This is a genomic window from Anaerovorax odorimutans (assembly GCF_024459955.1).
In the GTDB taxonomy this organism is placed as follows: Bacteria; Bacillota; Clostridia; order Peptostreptococcales; family Anaerovoracaceae; genus Hominibacterium; species Hominibacterium odorimutans_A.
The window spans coordinates 16549-35431 of the sequence record NZ_JANFXK010000005.1 but is presented as its reverse complement, the minus strand read 5'-3'; the positions used below and the strand labels follow the sequence as shown (position 1 = coordinate 35431).

Genomic DNA, 18883 nt, shown 5'->3' with positions numbered 1-18883 from the left:
GAAATCCGGGCGTGTAAAGGAGGCCTGGATTTCTCTATGGGATATGGGTGGAAGGGAGGCGGCTGACGATTGCATTGGAATGATTGCCGGCGGCATTCTGGATGTAGATAAATATATTTCTAAAACTATTGGATTCTCGGAGTTACAATCCTATTTTGAACAAAAAGACACAGGTAAAGAAGCGGATCTTAAAGTGCTGCTGGACCCGCAATTAACGTAAAAATTCGTTGTACCTGGCAATCATTGCTTTTTGATTGTTTACCTCCAGCTTTGAGAAAATATTTTTAATATGTACTTTAACCGTGTAGACGCTGATGCACAGTTCCTCTGCGATCTCCTGAGCTTTCAGGCCCCTAGCGGCGCAGTCGATGATCTCTTTTTCCCGATTGGTAATGCCGTATTGGGACATAAAGGCGGAAGCGTCTTTTTTTGCTGTCTGCCTGGAAATGATAATTAAATAGTTTTTTTCAAAATTCTCATAGATGTTTTTGTTGATTAAAATGTTGATTTCGATTTTATAGCCCAGGATGTAATATGAAATCTTCTGCTCTGCGCTCATCATAAAATTAGTGGAGTCTTCCAGGGTTGAAATGAAGCTGCTGATGATCCGGTCTGTGTTGACTTCTCCGGTTATCGCTTTACAAAACTCCACGGCAGTAGTATTGTAATCAATAATTTCCCGCTTTTCGTTGACAAGGATGTTTCCAAGGGGAAAGATGTTGCGGGTATCCTTCAGAAGCTTGATATCCTGATTCATTTTGCCGATCTTTTTGTGAATCTGGTAGCCCTGTCTTGTGATCTGTCCGATAAACGTGATGAGAAGGCGCTCTTCCTCCGTAAAATTTTCATCCTCTCTGGATTTGTATAAGCTCAGGGCAGACAGGGAACTGTCCAATAAAATAATGGCTTCGTAAAAAATATTCCGCTCTTTAAAAAATTTATTATAGAATTCCGTCTGCTCATAATCAACAAAGGATATGATATCCTCCAGATAGAGAATCTTAGAAGACGCATCAGCGCAGTTTGAGAAGTTAAAGGAGTTTTTGTGATCGAAAATGTATTCGTTTTTCACGTCTTTATCGATGTATTCGTTGGAATAGATCTTTTTTAAATTGACGTTATCGTATATACCGATGAACTTATCCTCTTCAAAAATAGTGACGGAGCTTCTGTAATTCCAAAAATCTGAGATCAGAGATGTCACGACGTCTCCAAAATCCGAACCTTTCAGAAGTTCGTCGTTCATCTGCAGATAAAACGAAAGGAGCTGTTCATATATATGTGGTTCAAGTGATTTTGCCATACTGAAATTCTCCGTTCATATAAAATACCTGTTTGAATAAATTATATCATAGGGGAATAATCAAAGGACAAGGAAATACCTGGTGTGAAGTAGTATTTATGATTATAAAGGGAAGACTGGACATTCCCGGATGAAACCTGTGGAGGGCCAGTGCGGAATTGTGCCGGGGCCTCCATAGAAGTTTTTAATAGGATCGTACAATGAAATATCCTTATTTGATGTGTCAACACGGCTGGAGGCCCGGGTGTCAGCACTTCTGCCAAGAAGAAATGTTTATCCGATTTCATATTATAACGCATTAAATTATTCCCGGATCTTTATCATCAAAAAATGGGTAAAAGCGGATCTTTTTTCAACGTTTCTTACCCGTGCCGGTCAATCTTAAGTGAAATTTTCCAGAAAATAAATACATACAACCCGCAAACCCACATATTTTATCCGCTTTGGCTTAATTTCAAAGCAAAAAGCGCCAGACTATCTTTGGTCAGCTTTGGCCAGATTTTGTCGGACAATTCGTATGTTATGCTATTTTGCCCAACAGCTCGTACAATTTTTAGACGCAGTAAAAACACTTCGAATCTGTTAATAATTTAATTATTAAAAACAACTTGAATATTCTGAAAAAGGATGGTAAAATAAACTCAATTCATACAACTGAATACTTCGGATGAAAATAGCCTTAGACGTCTCGCCCAAGCGGGAGGCCGAAGAAGCAAAGCAGGGTAGTGGCAGTTACCCCGTGGAAACTGACAGGCAAAAGGAAGGTTATTGGACGAAACTTTGGAGAGATCACTTAATTGTGGCGCCTACGAGGAGATAACCAACTGGCAAACGGACAGAGGAGTATGCAGCATATTCTATATGCGTGTATTTCTCTTTTTTTATGCACAATCATGCGCAAAGCAAAGAGAGCATGATGTATTGAAAAAGAGAAATACCGTCTGCATCGGGTATTCGGTTAGTACCAACTGCTGAGTAAGAGAATGGGCAAAAGCCCACCCAAAAGCAAGGAGGAAATTATTATGAAAATGTTATTGGTAGGAGCAGGAGCCGTAGGAGAATCAATTTTAAGAATTCTGCAGGTGAGAGATCCGCAAGGGAAGTGGCTGGAAAAAGTCGTAGTAGGCGATTATGATTTCGATAGAGCAAAGGAAGTCTGCGAGCACCTGAAGGGCGACGCGCGCTTTACGCCGCAGCAGCTCAACGCAAAGAACAGGGATGAACTGGTTGACATCATCAAAAAGCAGGGATGCGATTTCGTAATGGACGCTGCTGCGCCGTTTGTATCCAACAATATCTTTGATGCCGCATATGAAGCAGGCGCAAACTATGTGAGCATGGGAACATGGTCCGTACCGTACGATCCACCCAAGTATGGAACGCTGGAAGGAAGTTTCTCAGAGCCGATGGCAAAATACAACTTCGACCAGTTTGATAAATGGAAAGAAAAGGGCAACATGGCCTGCATCTGCTTGGGAATCGACCCTGGTGTCGTAGATGTATTCGCAAAATTTGCCGCTGAATATCTGTTTGATCAGCTGAAAGAAATCCACGTTAAAGACGGCGGAAATCTGGAAATTCCCAATGCCGGCGAAGATGACATCACCTTCGGTTTCAACGTATGGACCGTACTGGACGAGTGCGTGAACCCGAACGTAGAATGGAGCAAGGAAAAGGGCTATGTGACAGACGTTCCGTTTGCCGGTGAAGAGACCTTTGACATGCCAGCAGGCGTAGGACCAAATACATTAGTAAAAGTTGAACACGAAGAGACTGTTCTGATGCCGAGATTCCTGGAAAAATACGGTCTGGAAAAAGTTACCTTCAAGATTGCTCTGGACGACAACCTGATTCAGGCGCTGAAGGTTATCACTTCTCTGGGCCTGAGAAGTCTGGACCCGGTAGAGGTAAACGGGGTGAAAGTTGTACCAAGAGACATCGTAGCCGCATGCGCACCGCAGCCGAAGGATATCGGAGACGAAATGATCGGTAAGATGTGCGTAGGCGTTCACTGCAAGGGAATCAAAGACGGCAAGGAAAGAGAAATCTTTATGTATCAGCCGTTTGACAACCAGGCATCCATGGAAAAATGGAACATGCAGGCTGTTGTAGCACAGACCGGATTTGGCGCAGCTGTTGGTATCGAACTGATCGGCAGAGGCATCTGGAAGGATAAGGGCGTATTCGCACCGGAATACTTTGATCCGATCCCGTATCTGCAGATCATGGATGAGGCTGGCTTTGAATATGGAATCGTTGAAATGGATTCCCCATATAAGGCAGCTAAGGATAAAGAAATGATGGCCGACATCTTTGCAAACGCAAAGAAATAAGTAATTAACTACATAAGCTATGGAGTCCACTCCGGCTCCATAGCCGCATTTTTAGAAATGTAAAAAGGAGGAACACCATGCAACAGGAAAAACATTTGGAAGGTGTTGGTGCTCTTAAGCGTCGCCACGTTGGCGTTTGGGGAGTAGTCTTTATGATCTATTGTCTGGTTGCCGCAGGGGCTTTCGGTATCGAGGAAATGATACCGATCAGCGGACCGGGCCTTACGTTATTGATGCTGGTCTTATTTCCTATTTTCTGGGCGCTGCCGATCAGTGAAATGGTCGCTGAACTGGGCGCTGTGCTTCCTTCGGAAGGCGGAGCATACGTCTGGACCAGAGATGCTCTCGGAGAAATGTGGGGCTGGCAGGTTGGGTTCTGGGGAACCATTAGTACCTGGCTGCAGCAGGCAATGTATGTTGTGCTGGTAGTCGGATATGTTGAAAAGTTTTGGCACATGTCACCAATGACGGCAACTATACTGAAAGTCGCAATGATCGTTATTTTTTCCGCCGTCAACCTGATGGGTATTAAAGAGGTATCCAGCCTGAGCACGATTTTCTCACTGCTGGTTATCGTGGGTTTTGCCGCCGTTATGATCGTAGGTTTTGCCAATTGGAACACGAGTCCTATTGAACCTTTTTACAATGAGGAAGAGGGCGTTGTAGGAAGCCTGGGCGGAAGCATCTGTATCGCGATCTGGATGTACAGCGGATATGAATGTATGTCCAATGTGGCAGGAGAGCTGGAGAATCCACAGGCAATTCCCAAGGGGCTGATTATCGCGATGCCGATCATCGCACTGAGCTATCTGCTTCCAACCATGGCAGGTCTCGCTTCTGTAGGCAACTGGGAGCTGTGGAATACGGAAGGTGAAAACGCAATAGGTTACATGGATGTTTTAATCCAGTTTGTAGGACCGGCGGCAGGAATGGGATTCCTGATAATCGCTATCTTGTCCAACTGCTCCATTTTCAACGCTTACATAGCATCCGGCTCCAGAGGCTTCTTTGTAATGGCGGACGACCATCTGTTCCCGAGATTCCTTTGCAGGGTTTCTAAGAAGAGAGGCGTTCCTGCATTGAGCATCATTATCATGGCTGTGTTTACGATTTTCCTCTGCAAATTTGATTTTGTAACGCTGGCTATGGCAACGACGCCGCCTATGCTGTATCTGTATATGTGTCTGGCAGTAGCTGTTCACAGACTGAGAAAAGTTTATCCGCTTGAGGAAAGAAAGAAGCTTGGATTATATTACATTCCTTTCGGAAAAGCAGGTTTGTACGCAATGACCATCTGCCCGTTCATCATTGCCGGTATCGCACTGTATGTAAACGGAACGGATTACTTCATTTCAGGATTCCTGATGCTGGCCATCAGCCTGGTAGGCTATCTGATCTGCAAATGGGTCTATGGCGGAATGGCAAAAGAGGATCCAATCGGGCACCCGCTCAATCCGAAGACAAAGCTTGCGCAGGGAGATACGGTTTATATCGGAGCATATGTGGCTCTGGCCGGTTTTGTCGCTCTCCTGGGTTCTGTACTCCTGAAATGGTACGAAGGCAGCTGGGGTGAAGAGTATTATCTCGAGGAATATGGCAGCGGTTTCTTCAGTGATTTCTGGGGAATGATTAACTGGTGTAGAATCGGGGGAATTGTCCTGCTGGTGGTAGGATTGGTTATTTTCTTCATCGGAAGGAAAAAAGATCCCACTCTGCCGATCAGGCAGCAGCCGATTCCTACGGAAGGCCTGGGCGTCAGCCTGAAAAAGGAATTCCGGGATAAGGCTTAATAAGCAATAAAGTTAAACGAAAATAATTAATATCTCCAATCACAGAGCAAGTGGTTGGAGATATTTTTATAGAAATCGCCGCGTTTTTCTATTCACCTACCCGGATCGAGAGCTTGGTTATGTGATCCTCTTCTTCAGGCGTCACATGGTTGCTGATTAATTCATCCACATAAAGGGGCCCGGCGTGTTCCAGTTTCAGCTGATGAATTTCCTCACAGAGCCTGCGGCAGGAAACATGGACTTCGTCGATACTGCCGTAATGAAAGAGGATGGCGTAACGGCCGGCGCTTTTCGTGTGGATGTTCCTGTTGCCGGAGGGTTCATCCAGTTTGCCGGCGATATACTTAATGGAGTAATCGCCCTTTCGATGGCTTTCCTCAGGGATCACATAACTGTACGGATATTCGCCGATGAGCGGGTTGTCCACGGAATGAGCCCAGAAGCGGGAAAAGGCGTCCAGAAGATTGCGCTTGTTTTCATATGCGGATTCTTCAATTGGCACAGTCAGATAATATTCCTCTTCACAGGCTGCGATGGTCAGCTGATGGCCGTCGTGCTTAAGCCCCAGGTTTACCAGAGCGACGCTGTTATCCACGACCCGCAGCATGCTTTCGATTTTTTCTCTCTTGCGCAGAAGCCGCTCTTTACTTCCCTTCATCAGTTCCAAAAAATTCTCTGTGTTATAAGAGTCCAGATACTGGCGGATTTCCTGCAGGCTGTTTCCGGCGTAAATCAGCAGCGAGATCAGGTCAAACTCGAAAAACTGCCAGGCTTCATAATAAAAATAACCGTTGTCCCCTTCTTTTTTGGGCGAGAGAATCCCCTTATTATGGTAATGGCGCAGGGTTTCCTTTGTTGTGCCGCAAAGCTTTGCGAATTCTCCCGATGTAAAATAAATTTTTTCTTCCATGTTACATTCTCCTCTTGACTGCGTTGTTACAACACGCTCTATAATACCATTTGTCAGTGACGGACGCAAGATTTGTTATTGGAGGGAATAAAGATGAGTTTGAATTATTTAACACAGGGAAATGTGTACAAGAAGTTAATCCAGTTTGCCGGACCGTTTTTGCTGGCCCAGCTGCTGCAATCATTATACGGCGCCGCGGACATGCTGACGGTGGGGAATTTCGCAACTACAGCCGACGTATCGGGCGTCACCATAGGCAGTCAGGTAATGATGATCTTTACGCAGTTTATCATTGGGCTGACAATGGGAATCACCGTGCTGCTGGGACAGTATATGGGTTCCAAAAACCATAAAGCGCTGGCGGAAACCATGGGAATTACCATTATTACCTTTACGATTATCGGGATTGTCCTCACAGCGGGCCTTCTGCTGGGCAGAGATACTATTGTTTCCCTGATGAACACGCCGCAGGAGTCAGTGGCAAACACTCAGGCGTACCTCTTTTACTGTTCAATGGGAGCTTTTTTCATCACAGGATACAATGTGGTCTGCGGGATCATGCGGGGGCTGGGAGATTCCAAGTCGCCGCTGCTCTTTGTGGCAATTGCCTGCGTAGTTAACGTGGTACTGGACATTGTGCTGATTCGCTATTTTGGAATGGGCGCCGCGGGCGCGGCCATCGCTACGACTCTGGCGCAGGCGGTGAGCTTTCTCTTCTCCGTGGCTTTTCTCATCAGACGGGGACTGGGATTCGCCTTTTCGATGAAGGATATCCGCTTTCACAAAGAGCAGTTCCGTCAGCTCTTTAAGGTGGGAATCCCCCTGGGGATACAGGATATTCTGGTTGGCGTATCTTTCCTGCTGATCGTTGCCATTGTCAATCCCTTTGGTGTGGTGGCTTCCGCCTCGGTAGGCGTAGTGGAAAAGCTGGTGGAATTTCTCTTCCTGGTTCCCATTGCCATGAATGCGGCAGTATCGGCTATGGTGGCGCAGAATTACGGCGCCGGAGAATATGAAAGAACACGCAAATGCCTCCGGGCCGCCGTTTGGATGACAGGGGGGTATGGTTTTTTAATCGCAGCCTACTGTCAGTTCTTCGGGACTACTTTGACGGGAATGTTTTCCTCTGACGCAGAAGTGATGAACCTGGCGGCCACGTACCTGCAGTCCTATTCCTGGGACATCTTCCTGGCAGGGATCGTTTATTGCCTGGGGGGCTATTTCAACGGCTATGGCAGAACCATATTCAATATGACGCAAAATCTGGCAGCGACTTTTTTGGCCCGCGTCCCGCTGGCGCTGCTGCTGAGGCAGACCATCGGCACGTCACTGTTTGCAATGGGCCTTGCTTCACCTGTGTCAACGATCGCTTCACTGGTTATCTGCCTGATTTATTTGAAGAAAATGAATGCGGCGTACGACACCAGAACGCTGGGGGAAGCGGCTCAGGCTGCGTGATGGAAGCAAAAGAAATCTTGACAAAAAATTTTCATATTGCTAAAATAAAGATACCGAGTAGCGAAGAATGCGTAAGTCCAGGTTGGGACTGGCGCATTCTTTTTTTGTACAAAAGACAAGGAGGACAATGAAAATGCCCAAAACAAAATTTCAGAAACTGATCTTCGGTGTGATGATGGCCCTGGTTATGGTCTATGGCATGGAAGTGTATAATGCATCGCTGAGAAACGGAGGACTGAGCGGCAGTTCGTTTGCGGTGCCCATTGGGGAGATTGCGGCTATGGGGGTTCTGGTGATCGTCCTGGAATCGATCCTGGCAGGCCCTTTAGCAAGAAAGATCGCCTTTTTGATCGTAGATGCGCGGGACAATAGAGAAATCGTTGTGATTCTGGCCGTTTCCGTGGCAACGGTATGCCTGATGTGCCCCTTGATGAGTCTTGCGGCTACGATCATTTTTCATGGATTTGGAAGTATGATGCCGATCACCTGGCTTCACACTGTTTTATGGAATTTTCCAATGGCTTTTTGCTGGCAGCTTTTGATCGCAGGGCCGGCAGTGCGGTTTGCTTTTAAACGCATGTTTAAAAGGCAGCTGTGCGGCTGCAAGGCAAAAGTAAATACCATTTAAGAAGAATTGCGCTCTTCCATATCCGGCCTGCCGGAGCAGAACCTTTGCTTATTTACCCCCAAAGCCCGTTTGGTACGTTCTCTGAAATCAAAACTCATACTCACCCCCAGCCGCTCATATATTAGTGGGATGAAAGGGGTGCTTGAGGTGATTATACAAAATCTGAATGAATACATACAGGAAGCCGAACAGCTGGCAAAAGAAGTCTTTGAGGAAATCCACAGCTGGCCGGAGCTGGGCAACGAAGAGTTTAAGACCGTGACCCTGATCGGCAGGAAACTGAAAGAAATGAAGCTGGAAATTTCCCGGCCCCTGGCGACAGCGGTAACAGCGGATATAAAAGGAAAGGGGAATCCACAAAAATGCATCGCTCTTCGGGCGGACATCGATGCGCTGCCCATTGCTGAGGAAGCTATGGTCAGCTATCGTTCCAGAAGGGCGGGACTGATGCATGCATGTGGTCATGATGCGCATACGGCCATTCTGGTTGGGCTGGCCCAGGTGCTGCATAGACTGAAAAACGTGCTGCCCTGCGACGTGCGGCTGATTTTCCAGCCCGACGAAGAAGGAAAGGGAGGCGCTGACCGGCTGATCGAAACGGGAGTTTTAAAGGGAGTGGATCAGATCTTTAGCTTTCATGTCAAACCGGACCTTATGGCCGGAACGATAGGCGTCCAGTATGGAACGGTTCACGGTGAATCGAGGATGCTCGAAGTCCGTATCAAGGGGACTCCGGCCCACGGAGCAAAGCCCGATCTGGGCAGGGACGCGGTCTACGGAGCTGCCCAATTCATTTCTCTTTGTCAGGGAATCGTATCCAGAGATCTGGACCCGGTGAAGGCGGGCCTCATCTCCTTTGGCCGTATCCGGGGAGGCGAGGCCGGAAACATCCTTGCGGGCCAGGTGGAGCTTGAAGGCATCATTCGCGGCGAGGACGGGGAGGTCTGCGACCGCTTGTGTCAGCGGATCCGTATTTTAGCCAGGGGTCTGTCGCAGGCCATGGGGTTATCCATTGATGTGAAGTTTACACAGGGATACAGGGCCCTGATTAATGACCGTCGGTCCGCAGAGCAGGTAAAGCTGGCAGCGGGAGACAAGGCTGTTGAAATCAATCGTAAATCCATGACAGTGGATGATTTTTCTTCTTATCTGCAGCTGGTGCCAGGCGCGTATTTTTTTCTGGGATGCGGCTTTGCGGACAGAGAGAACAGCGGATTGCATACCAGCAGATTCCAAATCAATGAAAAATGTCTTGCCACAGGGATCGAAACCCTTGCCCAAATTTGTATGAAAACCCAATATCGGTAAAATTTTGTCGAAAAAAGCAATATTCTTGTTTCACTATAACGAAAAGACTATAATTAATCCCGGAATAAGACACTATTAGAACCTATACAAGGGGGAGAAGGCATGGCACCTATCAATACCAGAAATCATATTGTCCTGGATAAGGAAAGCTTGAAAAGGTACACAGCTTCGTTAGGCGGAGGATACACTGCTATTTTCGAGATGGATCTGAACGAGGCTACTTATGAAACGTTCTTTTTTACAGAGGAACGGTACTTTATCGCACAGAGCGGCCTGCGAGAGGAGATGCTTAATCAAGCTGAGAAGCAGATCCACCCGGAAGATCTGCCGTTGTTTATTTCCATGTTTGAGGAGAAAAATCTCAGGACTATCGTTCGGCAGGGAGGGTATGACAGCATAGAATTCCGCTGCTCGTCCGCGGGAAGGGACTATCGCTGGATGCGTATTCTGCTCACCCCGGATGAAATGGAAAAGGATACGGTTCTATGTTTTATCTCGGACATTGATGCCATAAAACGGTGCGAATTCCTGGAAAAAAGAAACGCGGAGCTGACCGACCTGATTGTTCGTCTTCACGGTACCCTTTCCGAATCAGGGAAAAAGCGGGATCAGGTTTTGAACATAGCGGATTATCAGAGACAGCTGACAGAAGCCGTACTACGGTAGCGGCTGATCAAAGCAATACACATACACTTGAAAAATGACGAAAGCCTGCGCTTTCGTCATTTTTCGCTAAATACAAAAAAGAAAAAAACGATGGGAGACACAGGCCATCGTTTTTATATGCTCATTTGCATGTGTATTTAACTTATACACGGGTGGGGACGGGTGAGACTTTACTGTGCGGCTTTCGCCTGGTTGAATCTCTTTGTTAATCTGGAAACTTTTCTGGATGCGGCATTCTTGTGAATGGTGTGCTTGGCAGCAGCCTGCATCAGCTTTTTCTCAGCGAGAGTCAGCTTTTCAGCAGCTGTTTCCATATCGCCTGCTTCGATTGCCTCATCAAAGTTCTTTAAGATTGCTTTCAGATGGGATTTGATCCTTCTGTTTCTTGCAGTCTTCTTGTCGATAACACGGATTCTTTTCTTTGCGGATTTAATGTTTGCCATTAAAAATTACCCCACTTTCATATTTTTTAGCTAAATTCGCAAGTTTTAGTATATACGAATAAAATCGATTTTGCAAGGGAAAAATAGAGAAAGTTGGATTTTGAGCGTAATAAAGGAAAGGCGGTAAAGCGGTGAAATACAGAACAGACCTGGCCATCGAGCGCAAAGAGCTGCTGGATGAAGCCAGAGGCAGCGCCAAGGACATCGAAGGGGTGTCCATGGAAAAGATTAAATACGATGAGGATATTACTTCCACCAGGATTAAAATTTTGAATCCCATGGGGGAAATACAACTGGAAAAACCGATGGGCAATTACATCACCATCGAAGTGAACGGCATACTGGACGAAAAAGATGAGATCAAAGAGCGGGCGGGCAAAGCCCTGGCAAAGGAGCTCTCGGAGCTGATTAAATTCCACTATCATCTCAAGGTTCTGGTGGTGGGCCTGGGGAACGATAAAGTAACCCCCGATGCTTTGGGTCCATATACGGTTTCCAAGGTGAAAGTGACCAGACATTTCTTTATTATGTACGAGGCGGACGGAGACGAAGAACTGGGATGCGTCAGCTGTTTTATCCCTGGAGTCACCGGCTCCACCGGTATGGAGACCGCAGAGCTGATTAAGGGCGCCGTAGAGCTTTGCGACCCGGAAGTAGTCATTGTCGTGGATTCCCTGGCGGCAAGAAATATTGACAGGGTCAGCACAACGATTCAGATCAATGATACAGGAATCGATCCGGGCGGCGGTATGGGAAACGTGCGCACCGGCCTTTCGGAGCAGACGCTGGGACGCAGGGTGATCGCCATCGGCGTGCCCACAGTCATCGATTCACGGACGATTATTCGTGAAGCTCTAGAAGCCAACCTTCCGCAGGCGCAGCAAGTCGACGATTATATCGAAGAGAAGGGACAGGATATGATCGTTACCTCCACAGACATTGACCAGATTATCAAAGATTTTTCCGATATAATTGCAAATGGTATAAATAAAACTCTCCATCCCGGCATATATTCGTAAGAGCAACTGATGGAGGAAAATGATGAACAAAAAAACATTGGCTTGTATATGCGGAGTTTGCTTTATTCTTTCCACCCTGTTTTTCTGGCAGCGTCTGGGTCAAGGGCGCCTGCCGGATATTAAGGTGAGCGGTTCGGAGCTGGGGAAACTATGTGTTTCGCAGGTCTACCCGGCCATCGACCGGGGCGTGGAAAGAAAGAAGACCGAGACCGCGGAGAAAGCCACAGAAAAAGCCGCGCAGGAGACGACTCAGCCGGCGGAGGAAACCACCCAGCCTGAAAAAGAAACGAAAAAGGCTGACAACAGCAAGCCTTTGGTGATTATATACCATACCCACAGTACAGAGTCCTATCAGCCTTATTCAGAGAGCAATTTTCACCGGGAAAAAGAAGTGGGAACCGTCCGGGATGTGGGCAACGTGCTCACAAAAGAACTGCAGAGCCTGGGAATCGGCGTAGTCCACGATAAGACGATCCACGACCGCCCGTCCTACAACCAGTCCTATGACCGCTCTCTGGAAACCATTACAGCGCTGCAGAAAAAATATCCGACGGCAAAATACATAATCGACCTGCACAGAGATGCTGCGGCATACTCGGGAAATGTAGGAAAGACAACAACAATCAACGGTGAGACAGTAGCCAAGTTCAGTCTGGTCGTCGGACAGAACAACGCCAACTTCAGCAAGCTGATGTCCTATGCGAAGAAGATAAACAAAAAGGCGGAATCCATGTATAAGGGTTTCGGAGGAAGAGCAATCGAAAAAACGTACCGATACAATGAATACATTGCGGATAAATACCTGCTGCTGGAGATTGGAAACAACCAGAACAATATTGAAGAAGTTAAGGCTACCGGAAAATATTTTGCCCACGTACTGGCCGCTGTCATCGAAGAGGAAGGGAAATAATATGCTTAAAAAGTGGATCGCTGTATTTATCGTTTTTTTTCTGGGGACAAGTGCCCTGATCGCAGTGGACCGGTCGTGCAGGGAAAGCACGGGCTGCGGAGGAAAATCAGGAATGAACATTATAAAAGACGAAAATGGAGATGTGGATGTTTCGCTTTTCGGATTGAACTTTGAAGTGGATTTATGAGCTTGCTCAAGCGGGATCATCGCGCCCTGACAGATTTCATGCTGCCCTGGGTGATACCTCTCGCTACCATTCTGGCAGGAGTTCTTCTCACGCTGCCCTGGCAGACTCTTCCGCCACTCCGGCGCTTTTTGCCCTGAACTGTCCCTGAAGCGGACGAAAAGAGTGGGTCTACCGGGGATGCCGTTTTGTTTTCCGGGAATTCTCCTCCGAAATCCACTGGCGAAGCTGGGAAACGTTGAAAAAAGATCCGCTTTTTAGATGTCTTGTCACAAAAAGCGCCGTTTCAGTCGGAGAGAAACAGCGCTTTTGTTCAATGTCCCATATATGCTTTATTCAGGAAATATCCAGGATCTCTTTAACTGTCTCCAGCCTTTCATCGCAGAGCCTTGCGATTTCCTGAGGAGATTTTCCCTCCATATGGAGTTTAAAAATCCTGCGGGCCTTTTGAATGCCCTCTGATTTACCCTTTTCGTAACCATCCTCTTCCCGGATCGCTTCGCATTCCTCTCTGCTTAACTCCTCGTACAGAAAACTCACGATATCACCACCGTTCTTCTTTAAGAATTCCCGCAGCACCCCCTGGTCTATGCAGGCTTCTATGCTTTCTTTTATGGCGGCTTCCAGCTCCCCGCTTTCCTTCCATTTGCCTCGGATGACGGAAACGAACTGGCTGTATTCCCTCAGTGTCTGGCAGCGCTTCAACACTTCCGCTCCCTTATCGTAATTGACGTTGATTACCTTCACCACCACTTCTAAGGTTATTTTACCACATTTCTCTAAAAATGCGTCGGATATTTTCAATTCCTGTTCCAAAGGCTGGGGTTCTTCTCCGTTGTAGAAGACATACAGCTCCGGCGTGGGTATCGGTAGCAGGCGTTTGCTGTAAATCGCCCGGGAGTAAGTCAGCCGTTCGTACTCCTTGGCGATATATCCGAGCATCCTCAGCGGCATGTTGGGATTGACGGTCGATTGATGTTCGATCAAAACGATCAAACGGTTGTGGATGATGAAGGCCAGATCGTTTTTCAAATCCCCGAATATGGCGTCCTCCAGCGTGATGATCTCAATGGGCGTTCCTTTCGGGTAATTGTTTCCCGAGAGGGCGTTGTAAAGTTCCAAAATCTTTTCCTTTTCATTGAATAACTGGCGAAAGATGCCGTCCTTGTAAGTGCGTTTTACTTTTTTCATTCTCTGATCCCCCAAAGCAATAAATGTTATATTTTTACATTTATTGTAAGTTATGTATTTTCAAGTGTCAACTAAAATTTTACATTTTAGGCAAAAAAACAAATATTGATTCCGGGAGTCGAAAAAAGGAGCTGAGAAAAGCGGGCTATAGGGCATGCGGCTTTTCAATGCATTTAAACCTTGAAATTATGCCCCTTTTCAAGTAAAATGAATAGGAACTTTAAGAGAAAAGAGGAAACCATGAATTCATATCAGAAATACATTCGAAATTTCAGCATTATCGCGCACATAGACCACGGAAAGTCTACTTTGGCCGACCGGATTATCGAAAAAACCGGCCTTGTTTCCCAAAGAGAGATGAAGGAACAATTTCTGGACAATATGGAACTGGAACGGGAAAGAGGAATTACCATAAAGCTGCAGACCACTAGACTGGTCTACAAAGCCAAGGACGGCAATGAATATATTTTTAATTTGATCGATACGCCGGGACATGTGGACTTTACCTATGAAGTCTCCCGCAGCCTGGCCGCCTGTGAGGGCGCCGTTCTGGTGGTGGACGCTACCCAGGGCGTTGAAGCCCAGACACTGGCCAACGTATATCTGGCGCTGGATGAGGATCTGGAAATCCTGCCTACGCTCAACAAGATCGACCTGCCCAGTGCAAGACCGGACGAGATCAAGGCTGAGGTGGAGGACGTCATCGGCATCGACGCATCGGAAGCGCCGCTGGTTTCGGCCAAGGAGGGAATCGGAATCGAAGACCTGCTGGAAGAGATCGTTCACAAGATCCCCGCTCCGTCGGGAGAGGTGGACGGAAAGCTGAAGGCGCTGATATTCGACTCTTATTACGATAATTATAAAGGCGTTGTGATTTATACGCGCATCTTTGACGGAAAGGTGAAAACCGGTGATTTTATCCGTCTGATGAACACTGGCAAAAAATATGAAGTTACTGAGGTAGGAATCTACTCTCCGGGCCCGGTGGCCTGCAGGGAACTGAAAGCCGGCGAGGTAGGCTATATCTGCGCCAGCATCAAACGGGTGGCCGATGCCAGAGTCGGAGACACCATCACGCTCGATGAAAACCCTACCGAAAAACCGCTGCCGGGATACAAAAAGGTACAGCCGATGGTATACTGCGGTATCTACCCCGCAGAGGGCGAAAAATACGAAAACGTAAAGGATGCTCTGGAAAAGCTGCAGGTCAACGATGCGGCCTTTCATTTCGAACCTGAGACATCCACTGCTCTGGGATTCGGCTTCCGCTGCGGATTTCTGGGACTGCTCCACATGGAGATCATTGTGGAAAGGCTGGAACGGGAATTCGATCTGGCGGTGATCACCACATCGCCGAGCGTTATCTACAAGGTGGTGCTGACAAACGGCGATATAGAAATGGTGCAGAATCCGTCCAACCTTCCCGACCCGACGGACATTGACCATATTGAGGAGCCCATCGTTAAGGCGGACATCATGATACCAAAGGATTATGTGGGCAATATCATGGAGATCTGTCAGGAACGCCGGGGCAAACTGATTCATATGGAATATATCACAGAGACCAGAGTGCAGCTCCACTACGAGATGCCGCTCAACGAAGTTATCTACGACTTTTTCGACGCGCTCAAATCCAAGACGCGGGGATACGGCTCGCTGGATTACGAATTCCTGCGCTACGAAAAGTCCAATGTGGTAAAGATGGACGTGCTGCTCAACAAAGATCTGGTCGATGCCTTTTCTATGATCGTGCACGAATCAAAGGCTTATGCCAGAGGGCGTTTCGTCTGCTCCAAGCTCAAGGAAGTCATTCCTATGCACCAGTTCGAAGTGCCGATTCAGGCAGCCATCGGACAGAAGGTCATCGCCAGAGAGACGGTGCGCGCTTACAGGAAAGACGTTATCGCCAAATGCTACGGCGGCGATATTTCCCGTAAGAAAAAGCTGCTGGAAAAGCAGAAGGAAGGGAAAAAGCGTATGCGTCAGTTCGGAACCGTGGAAGTTCCGCAGGAAGCCTTTACGGCCGTGCTTAAATATGATGAAAATAAATAGAAAAAAGGGGCCTGCGGGCCTTTATATACACATTCCCTTCTGCGTGAAAAAATGCGGATACTGCGATTTCCTCTCTTTCGGAGAATGCGATGAGGAAATTCAGAAAAAATACGCAGAGTCTCTGATCGCGGAGCTTTCCCTCTACAGGGGGCAGAATATAAAATGTGACACTATCTTTATCGGGGGAGGAACTCCGTCACTTCTCCGGCAAGAGCATATAGCGAAAATTTTAGAAGCGGCGGAAGCCGCTTTCTGCGTTGCGGAAAAAGCGGAGGTCAGTCTGGAGGCAAATCCGGGGACTCTCAGCAGGGACAAGCTGAGAGCGTACCGTAAGGCCGGGGTAAACCGCCTCAGTATCGGAGTCCAATCCATGGATGACGGGATGCTTTCCTTTATGGGGCGGATACACAGCAGTCGGGATTTTACGGAAAACTTTCAGGCAGCCAGAGAAGCGGGATTTTCCAATATCAACGTGGACCTAATGTTCGGCATGCCCGGGCAGAGCAGGCAGATGTGGAGGGACTCTCTGGAACAGGTGCTGGCGCTGGAACCGGAGCACATCTCCTTTTACAGCCTGCAGCTGGAAGAGGGCACAACGTTCAGCCGCATGTACCGGGAAGGGAGCATAGATCTTCCGCCTGCGGAAGAGGATCGGGCCATGTACCACGAAGGCATCCGCATGCTGAGGGAAGCAGGATATCATCATTATGAGATTTCCAACTGCGCCAAACCGGGGTTTGAATGTCAACATAATTTAAAGTACTGGAGCTTTGATGAATATTACGGAGCAGGTCTGGGGGCGCACGCATTTTTGTATGATAAAGGCCGATCCTGCAATGTTTCGGATTTTGACGCTTATTTTCAGAAGATCGGACGGGGCGAGCTGCCTGCGGACCCTGATGGCTATTCTTATGAAACACAGACCGATCTCATGGGCGAATATGTGTTTACCGCATTGAGGAAGACAGAGGGGCTGGATATGGAAGATTTCCGGCGCACCTTTGGAGAAAACTTCTTTTCCGTCTATGAAGACCAGCGGCAGACGATCCGGGCCTATGTGAAAAGCGGGCATCTTGCCCTCAATGGGACGTACCTTGCGCTGACGGAAAAGGGAATCGACATTTCCAATGAGATCATGGCGGAATTCGTGTAATTATCATCGCAGAAACAGACGCGGACTGACAGGAGGTAACTATGAAAACATATATTATGGCTTTGGATCAGGGCACTACCAGCTGCCGGTGCATTCTTTACGACCGGCAGGGACGCATCGTGAGCGCAGCGCAGAAGGAATTCCGGCAGATCTACCCCCAGGCAGGCTGGGTGGAGCACGATGCTATGGAAATCTGGTCCACCCAGATGGGCGTGGCGCAGGAAGCGCTTTTGATGGCAAGCGGTACCTATGAGAACGTAGAAGCCATTGGCATCACCAATCAGAGAGAGACCACGGTAGTATGGGACAGGCATACGGGAGAGCCGGTTCATAACGCCATCGTCTGGCAGTGCAGAAGGACGGCCAGGTATTGTGATGAGCTGAAAGCACGGGGACTGACCGAGATTTTCCGGGAGAAAACCGGCCTTCTGATCGACGCCTATTTTTCCGGCACCAAGCTGCGCTGGATTCTGGAAAACGTGGAGGGCGCCAGGGAAAAAGCGGAAAAGGGTGATCTCCTTTTTGGCACCATTGAGACCTGGCTGATCTGGAAGATGACCGGCGGCAGGGTACATATCACGGACTATTCCAATGCTTCAAGGACGATGCTTTTCAATATCAGGACGCTGAAATGGGATGAAGATATTCTGAAAGAGCTGGATATTCCAGCCTGTATGCTGCCGGAGCCACGGCCGTCCAGCGAAATTTACGGAAAGACCGATCCCAATATTTTCGGAGGACAGATCACCATATCGGGAGCTGCCGGCGATCAGCAGTCGGCGCTTTTCGGACAAACCTGCTTTAAAGCGGGTGAGGCCAAGAATACCTTTGGAACCGGCGGATTTCTGCTCATGAATACAGGCAGCGAACCGGTTTATTCGGAAAACGGGCTTTTGACCACCATTGCCTGGGGGATTTCCGGAGAAGTCAATTATGCTCTTGAGGGCTCGATTTTTGTCTGCGGAGCGGCCGTTCAGTGGCTGCGGGATGAACTGGAGATTCTTCCCAGCGCGCCGGAATCGGAAAAAATGGCTGCCAGCGTTCCTGACAGCAACGGTGTCTATGTGGTTCCGGCTTTTGTCGGCCTGGGCGCCCCTTACTGGGACCCTTATGCCAGAGGCGCGGTTCTGGGAATTACCAGGGGAGCTAACAAAAACCATCTGGTGAGGGCGACACTGGAGTCCATGGCCTATCAGACCAATGATCTGATTCGAGTTATGGTAAAGGATACGGGCAGGGACCTCCTCGCTTTGAAGGTGGACGGAGGGGCCTGTGCCAATGATTTTCTGATGCAGTTCCAAAGCGATGTGCTGGACAAAAAGGTTTTGAGGCCAAAATGCATTGAGACCACATCGCTGGGAGCGGCTTATCTGGCAGGGCTGGCCGCAGGCTATTGGAACAGCACGGAGGATATTCTCAATAACTGGCAGATCGACAGACAGTTCGAACCTGCTATGAAAGATGAAACAAGAGCAGCGCTTTTAGAAGGCTGGGAAAAAGCGGTGAAATGCGTTCTCGGCTGGGCGAAATAGGAG

Annotated in this window: 17 protein-coding genes; 13 read left to right on the top strand and 4 right to left on the bottom strand. The window is 48.0% G+C overall.

Annotated features, from left to right (window positions below):
* The first annotated feature begins 43 nt into the window (after positions 1-43).
* The gene (locus tag NE619_RS05800; RefSeq protein ID WP_256131435.1) at positions 44-220 is read left to right on the top strand and encodes a hypothetical protein; all 177 of its coding nucleotides are present in this window, start codon (positions 44-46) and stop codon (positions 218-220) included.
* On the opposite strand, the gene NE619_RS05795 is transcribed toward NE619_RS05800, so the two are convergent.
* On the bottom strand, positions 212-1303 hold the full coding sequence (locus NE619_RS05795) for a response regulator transcription factor (protein ID WP_256131434.1): 1092 nt from the start codon (positions 1301-1303) through the stop codon (positions 212-214). The genes NE619_RS05800 and NE619_RS05795 overlap by 9 nt on opposite strands.
* Before the next feature lie 1022 nt (positions 1304-2325).
* Between NE619_RS05795 and NE619_RS05790 the strand changes: the two genes are divergently transcribed.
* Positions 2326-3636 (top strand): saccharopine dehydrogenase family protein, encoded by a 1311-nt coding sequence (locus NE619_RS05790; RefSeq protein ID WP_256131433.1) that lies wholly within the window; start codon positions 2326-2328, stop codon positions 3634-3636.
* Positions 3637-3713: 77 nt separating this feature from the next.
* Positions 3714-5426 (top strand): APC family permease, encoded by a 1713-nt coding sequence (locus NE619_RS05785; protein ID WP_256131432.1) that lies wholly within the window; start codon positions 3714-3716, stop codon positions 5424-5426.
* Between the two features lie 88 nt (positions 5427-5514).
* On the opposite strand, the gene NE619_RS05780 is transcribed toward NE619_RS05785, so the two are convergent.
* Positions 5515-6336: a MerR family transcriptional regulator gene (locus NE619_RS05780; RefSeq protein WP_256131431.1), complete on the bottom strand. Its 822-nt coding sequence runs from the start codon at positions 6334-6336 to the stop codon at positions 5515-5517.
* Between the two features lie 93 nt (positions 6337-6429).
* On the opposite strand from NE619_RS05780, the gene NE619_RS05775 reads away from it, so the two are divergent.
* The 4 genes from NE619_RS05775 (at position 6430) to NE619_RS05760 (ending at position 10396) form a co-directional block, all read left to right on the top strand.
* Positions 6430-7794 (top strand): MATE family efflux transporter, encoded by a 1365-nt coding sequence (locus tag NE619_RS05775; RefSeq protein ID WP_256131430.1) that lies wholly within the window; start codon positions 6430-6432, stop codon positions 7792-7794.
* A gap of 133 nt (positions 7795-7927) precedes the next feature.
* Positions 7928-8422: a DUF2798 domain-containing protein gene (locus NE619_RS05770; protein WP_256131429.1), complete on the top strand. Its 495-nt coding sequence runs from the start codon at positions 7928-7930 to the stop codon at positions 8420-8422.
* 147 nt (positions 8423-8569) lie between these two features.
* The gene (locus NE619_RS05765) at positions 8570-9730 is read left to right on the top strand and encodes a M20 metallopeptidase family protein (protein ID WP_256131428.1); all 1161 of its coding nucleotides are present in this window, start codon (positions 8570-8572) and stop codon (positions 9728-9730) included.
* A 102-nt stretch (positions 9731-9832) separates the two neighbouring features.
* On the top strand, positions 9833-10396 hold the full coding sequence (locus NE619_RS05760; protein WP_256131427.1) for a PAS domain-containing protein: 564 nt from the start codon (positions 9833-9835) through the stop codon (positions 10394-10396).
* 170 nt (positions 10397-10566) lie between these two features.
* On the opposite strand, the gene rpsT is transcribed toward NE619_RS05760, so the two are convergent.
* On the bottom strand, positions 10567-10839 hold the full coding sequence (gene rpsT / locus NE619_RS05755) for a 30S ribosomal protein S20 (protein WP_256131426.1): 273 nt from the start codon (positions 10837-10839) through the stop codon (positions 10567-10569).
* Positions 10840-10970: 131 nt separating this feature from the next.
* Here rpsT and gpr point away from each other — a divergent pair, with 131 nt between their 5' ends.
* From gpr to NE619_RS05740, 3 genes are read left to right on the top strand one after another with little or no spacing between them, the layout of a single operon-like run.
* Complete coding sequence (gene gpr / locus NE619_RS05750) at positions 10971-11858, top strand: GPR endopeptidase (RefSeq protein ID WP_256131425.1); 888 nt, start codon at positions 10971-10973, stop codon at positions 11856-11858.
* Positions 11859-11880: 22 nt separating this feature from the next.
* The gene (gene spoIIP / locus NE619_RS05745; RefSeq protein ID WP_256131424.1) at positions 11881-12768 is read left to right on the top strand and encodes a stage II sporulation protein P; all 888 of its coding nucleotides are present in this window, start codon (positions 11881-11883) and stop codon (positions 12766-12768) included.
* Position 12769: 1 nt separating this feature from the next.
* Positions 12770-12955, top strand: a complete 186-nt coding sequence (locus tag NE619_RS05740) for a hypothetical protein (RefSeq protein WP_256131423.1) — start codon at positions 12770-12772, stop codon at positions 12953-12955.
* A gap of 333 nt (positions 12956-13288) precedes the next feature.
* Here the strand turns inward: NE619_RS05740 and NE619_RS05735 are convergent, their stop codons facing one another.
* On the bottom strand, positions 13289-14143 hold the full coding sequence (locus tag NE619_RS05735) for an Rpn family recombination-promoting nuclease/putative transposase (protein ID WP_256131422.1): 855 nt from the start codon (positions 14141-14143) through the stop codon (positions 13289-13291).
* Positions 14144-14383: 240 nt separating this feature from the next.
* Between NE619_RS05735 and lepA the strand changes: the two genes are divergently transcribed.
* From lepA to glpK, 3 genes are read left to right on the top strand one after another with little or no spacing between them, the layout of a single operon-like run.
* The gene (gene lepA / locus NE619_RS05730) at positions 14384-16195 is read left to right on the top strand and encodes a translation elongation factor 4 (protein ID WP_256131421.1); all 1812 of its coding nucleotides are present in this window, start codon (positions 14384-14386) and stop codon (positions 16193-16195) included.
* The gene (gene hemW, locus NE619_RS05725; RefSeq protein WP_256131420.1) at positions 16179-17348 is read left to right on the top strand and encodes a radical SAM family heme chaperone HemW; all 1170 of its coding nucleotides are present in this window, start codon (positions 16179-16181) and stop codon (positions 17346-17348) included. The genes lepA and hemW overlap by 17 nt, the downstream gene beginning before the upstream one ends.
* 41 nt (positions 17349-17389) lie before the next feature.
* Positions 17390-18880: a glycerol kinase GlpK gene (gene glpK, locus NE619_RS05720; protein WP_256131419.1), complete on the top strand. Its 1491-nt coding sequence runs from the start codon at positions 17390-17392 to the stop codon at positions 18878-18880.
* Positions 18881-18883 lie beyond the last annotated feature (3 nt).

Excerpts from the sequence above, each read along its gene's own strand:
- spoIIP (WP_256131424.1), top strand. The coding sequence starts at position 11,881 with ATGAACAAAAAAACATTGGCTTGTATATGCGGAGTTTGCTTTATTCTT.
- hemW (WP_256131420.1), top strand. The coding sequence starts at position 16,179 with ATGATGAAAATAAATAGAAAAAAGGGGCCTGCGGGCCTTTATATACAC.
- NE619_RS05760 (WP_256131427.1), top strand. The coding sequence starts at position 9,833 with ATGGCACCTATCAATACCAGAAATCATATTGTCCTGGATAAGGAAAGC.
- NE619_RS05740 (WP_256131423.1), top strand. The coding sequence starts at position 12,770 with ATGCTTAAAAAGTGGATCGCTGTATTTATCGTTTTTTTTCTGGGGACA.
- lepA (WP_256131421.1), top strand. The coding sequence starts at position 14,384 with ATGAATTCATATCAGAAATACATTCGAAATTTCAGCATTATCGCGCAC.
- rpsT (WP_256131426.1), bottom strand. The coding sequence starts at position 10,839 with ATGGCAAACATTAAATCCGCAAAGAAAAGAATCCGTGTTATCGACAAG.
- NE619_RS05795 (WP_256131434.1), bottom strand. The coding sequence starts at position 1,303 with ATGGCAAAATCACTTGAACCACATATATATGAACAGCTCCTTTCGTTT.
- NE619_RS05775 (WP_256131430.1), top strand. The coding sequence starts at position 6,430 with ATGAGTTTGAATTATTTAACACAGGGAAATGTGTACAAGAAGTTAATC.
- NE619_RS05785 (WP_256131432.1), top strand. The coding sequence starts at position 3,714 with ATGCAACAGGAAAAACATTTGGAAGGTGTTGGTGCTCTTAAGCGTCGC.
- NE619_RS05780 (WP_256131431.1), bottom strand. The coding sequence starts at position 6,336 with ATGGAAGAAAAAATTTATTTTACATCGGGAGAATTCGCAAAGCTTTGC.
- NE619_RS05770 (WP_256131429.1), top strand. The coding sequence starts at position 7,928 with ATGCCCAAAACAAAATTTCAGAAACTGATCTTCGGTGTGATGATGGCC.
- glpK (WP_256131419.1), top strand. The coding sequence starts at position 17,390 with ATGAAAACATATATTATGGCTTTGGATCAGGGCACTACCAGCTGCCGG.
- NE619_RS05790 (WP_256131433.1), top strand. The coding sequence starts at position 2,326 with ATGAAAATGTTATTGGTAGGAGCAGGAGCCGTAGGAGAATCAATTTTA.
- NE619_RS05800 (WP_256131435.1), top strand. The coding sequence starts at position 44 with ATGGGTGGAAGGGAGGCGGCTGACGATTGCATTGGAATGATTGCCGGC.
- NE619_RS05735 (WP_256131422.1), bottom strand. The coding sequence starts at position 14,143 with ATGAAAAAAGTAAAACGCACTTACAAGGACGGCATCTTTCGCCAGTTA.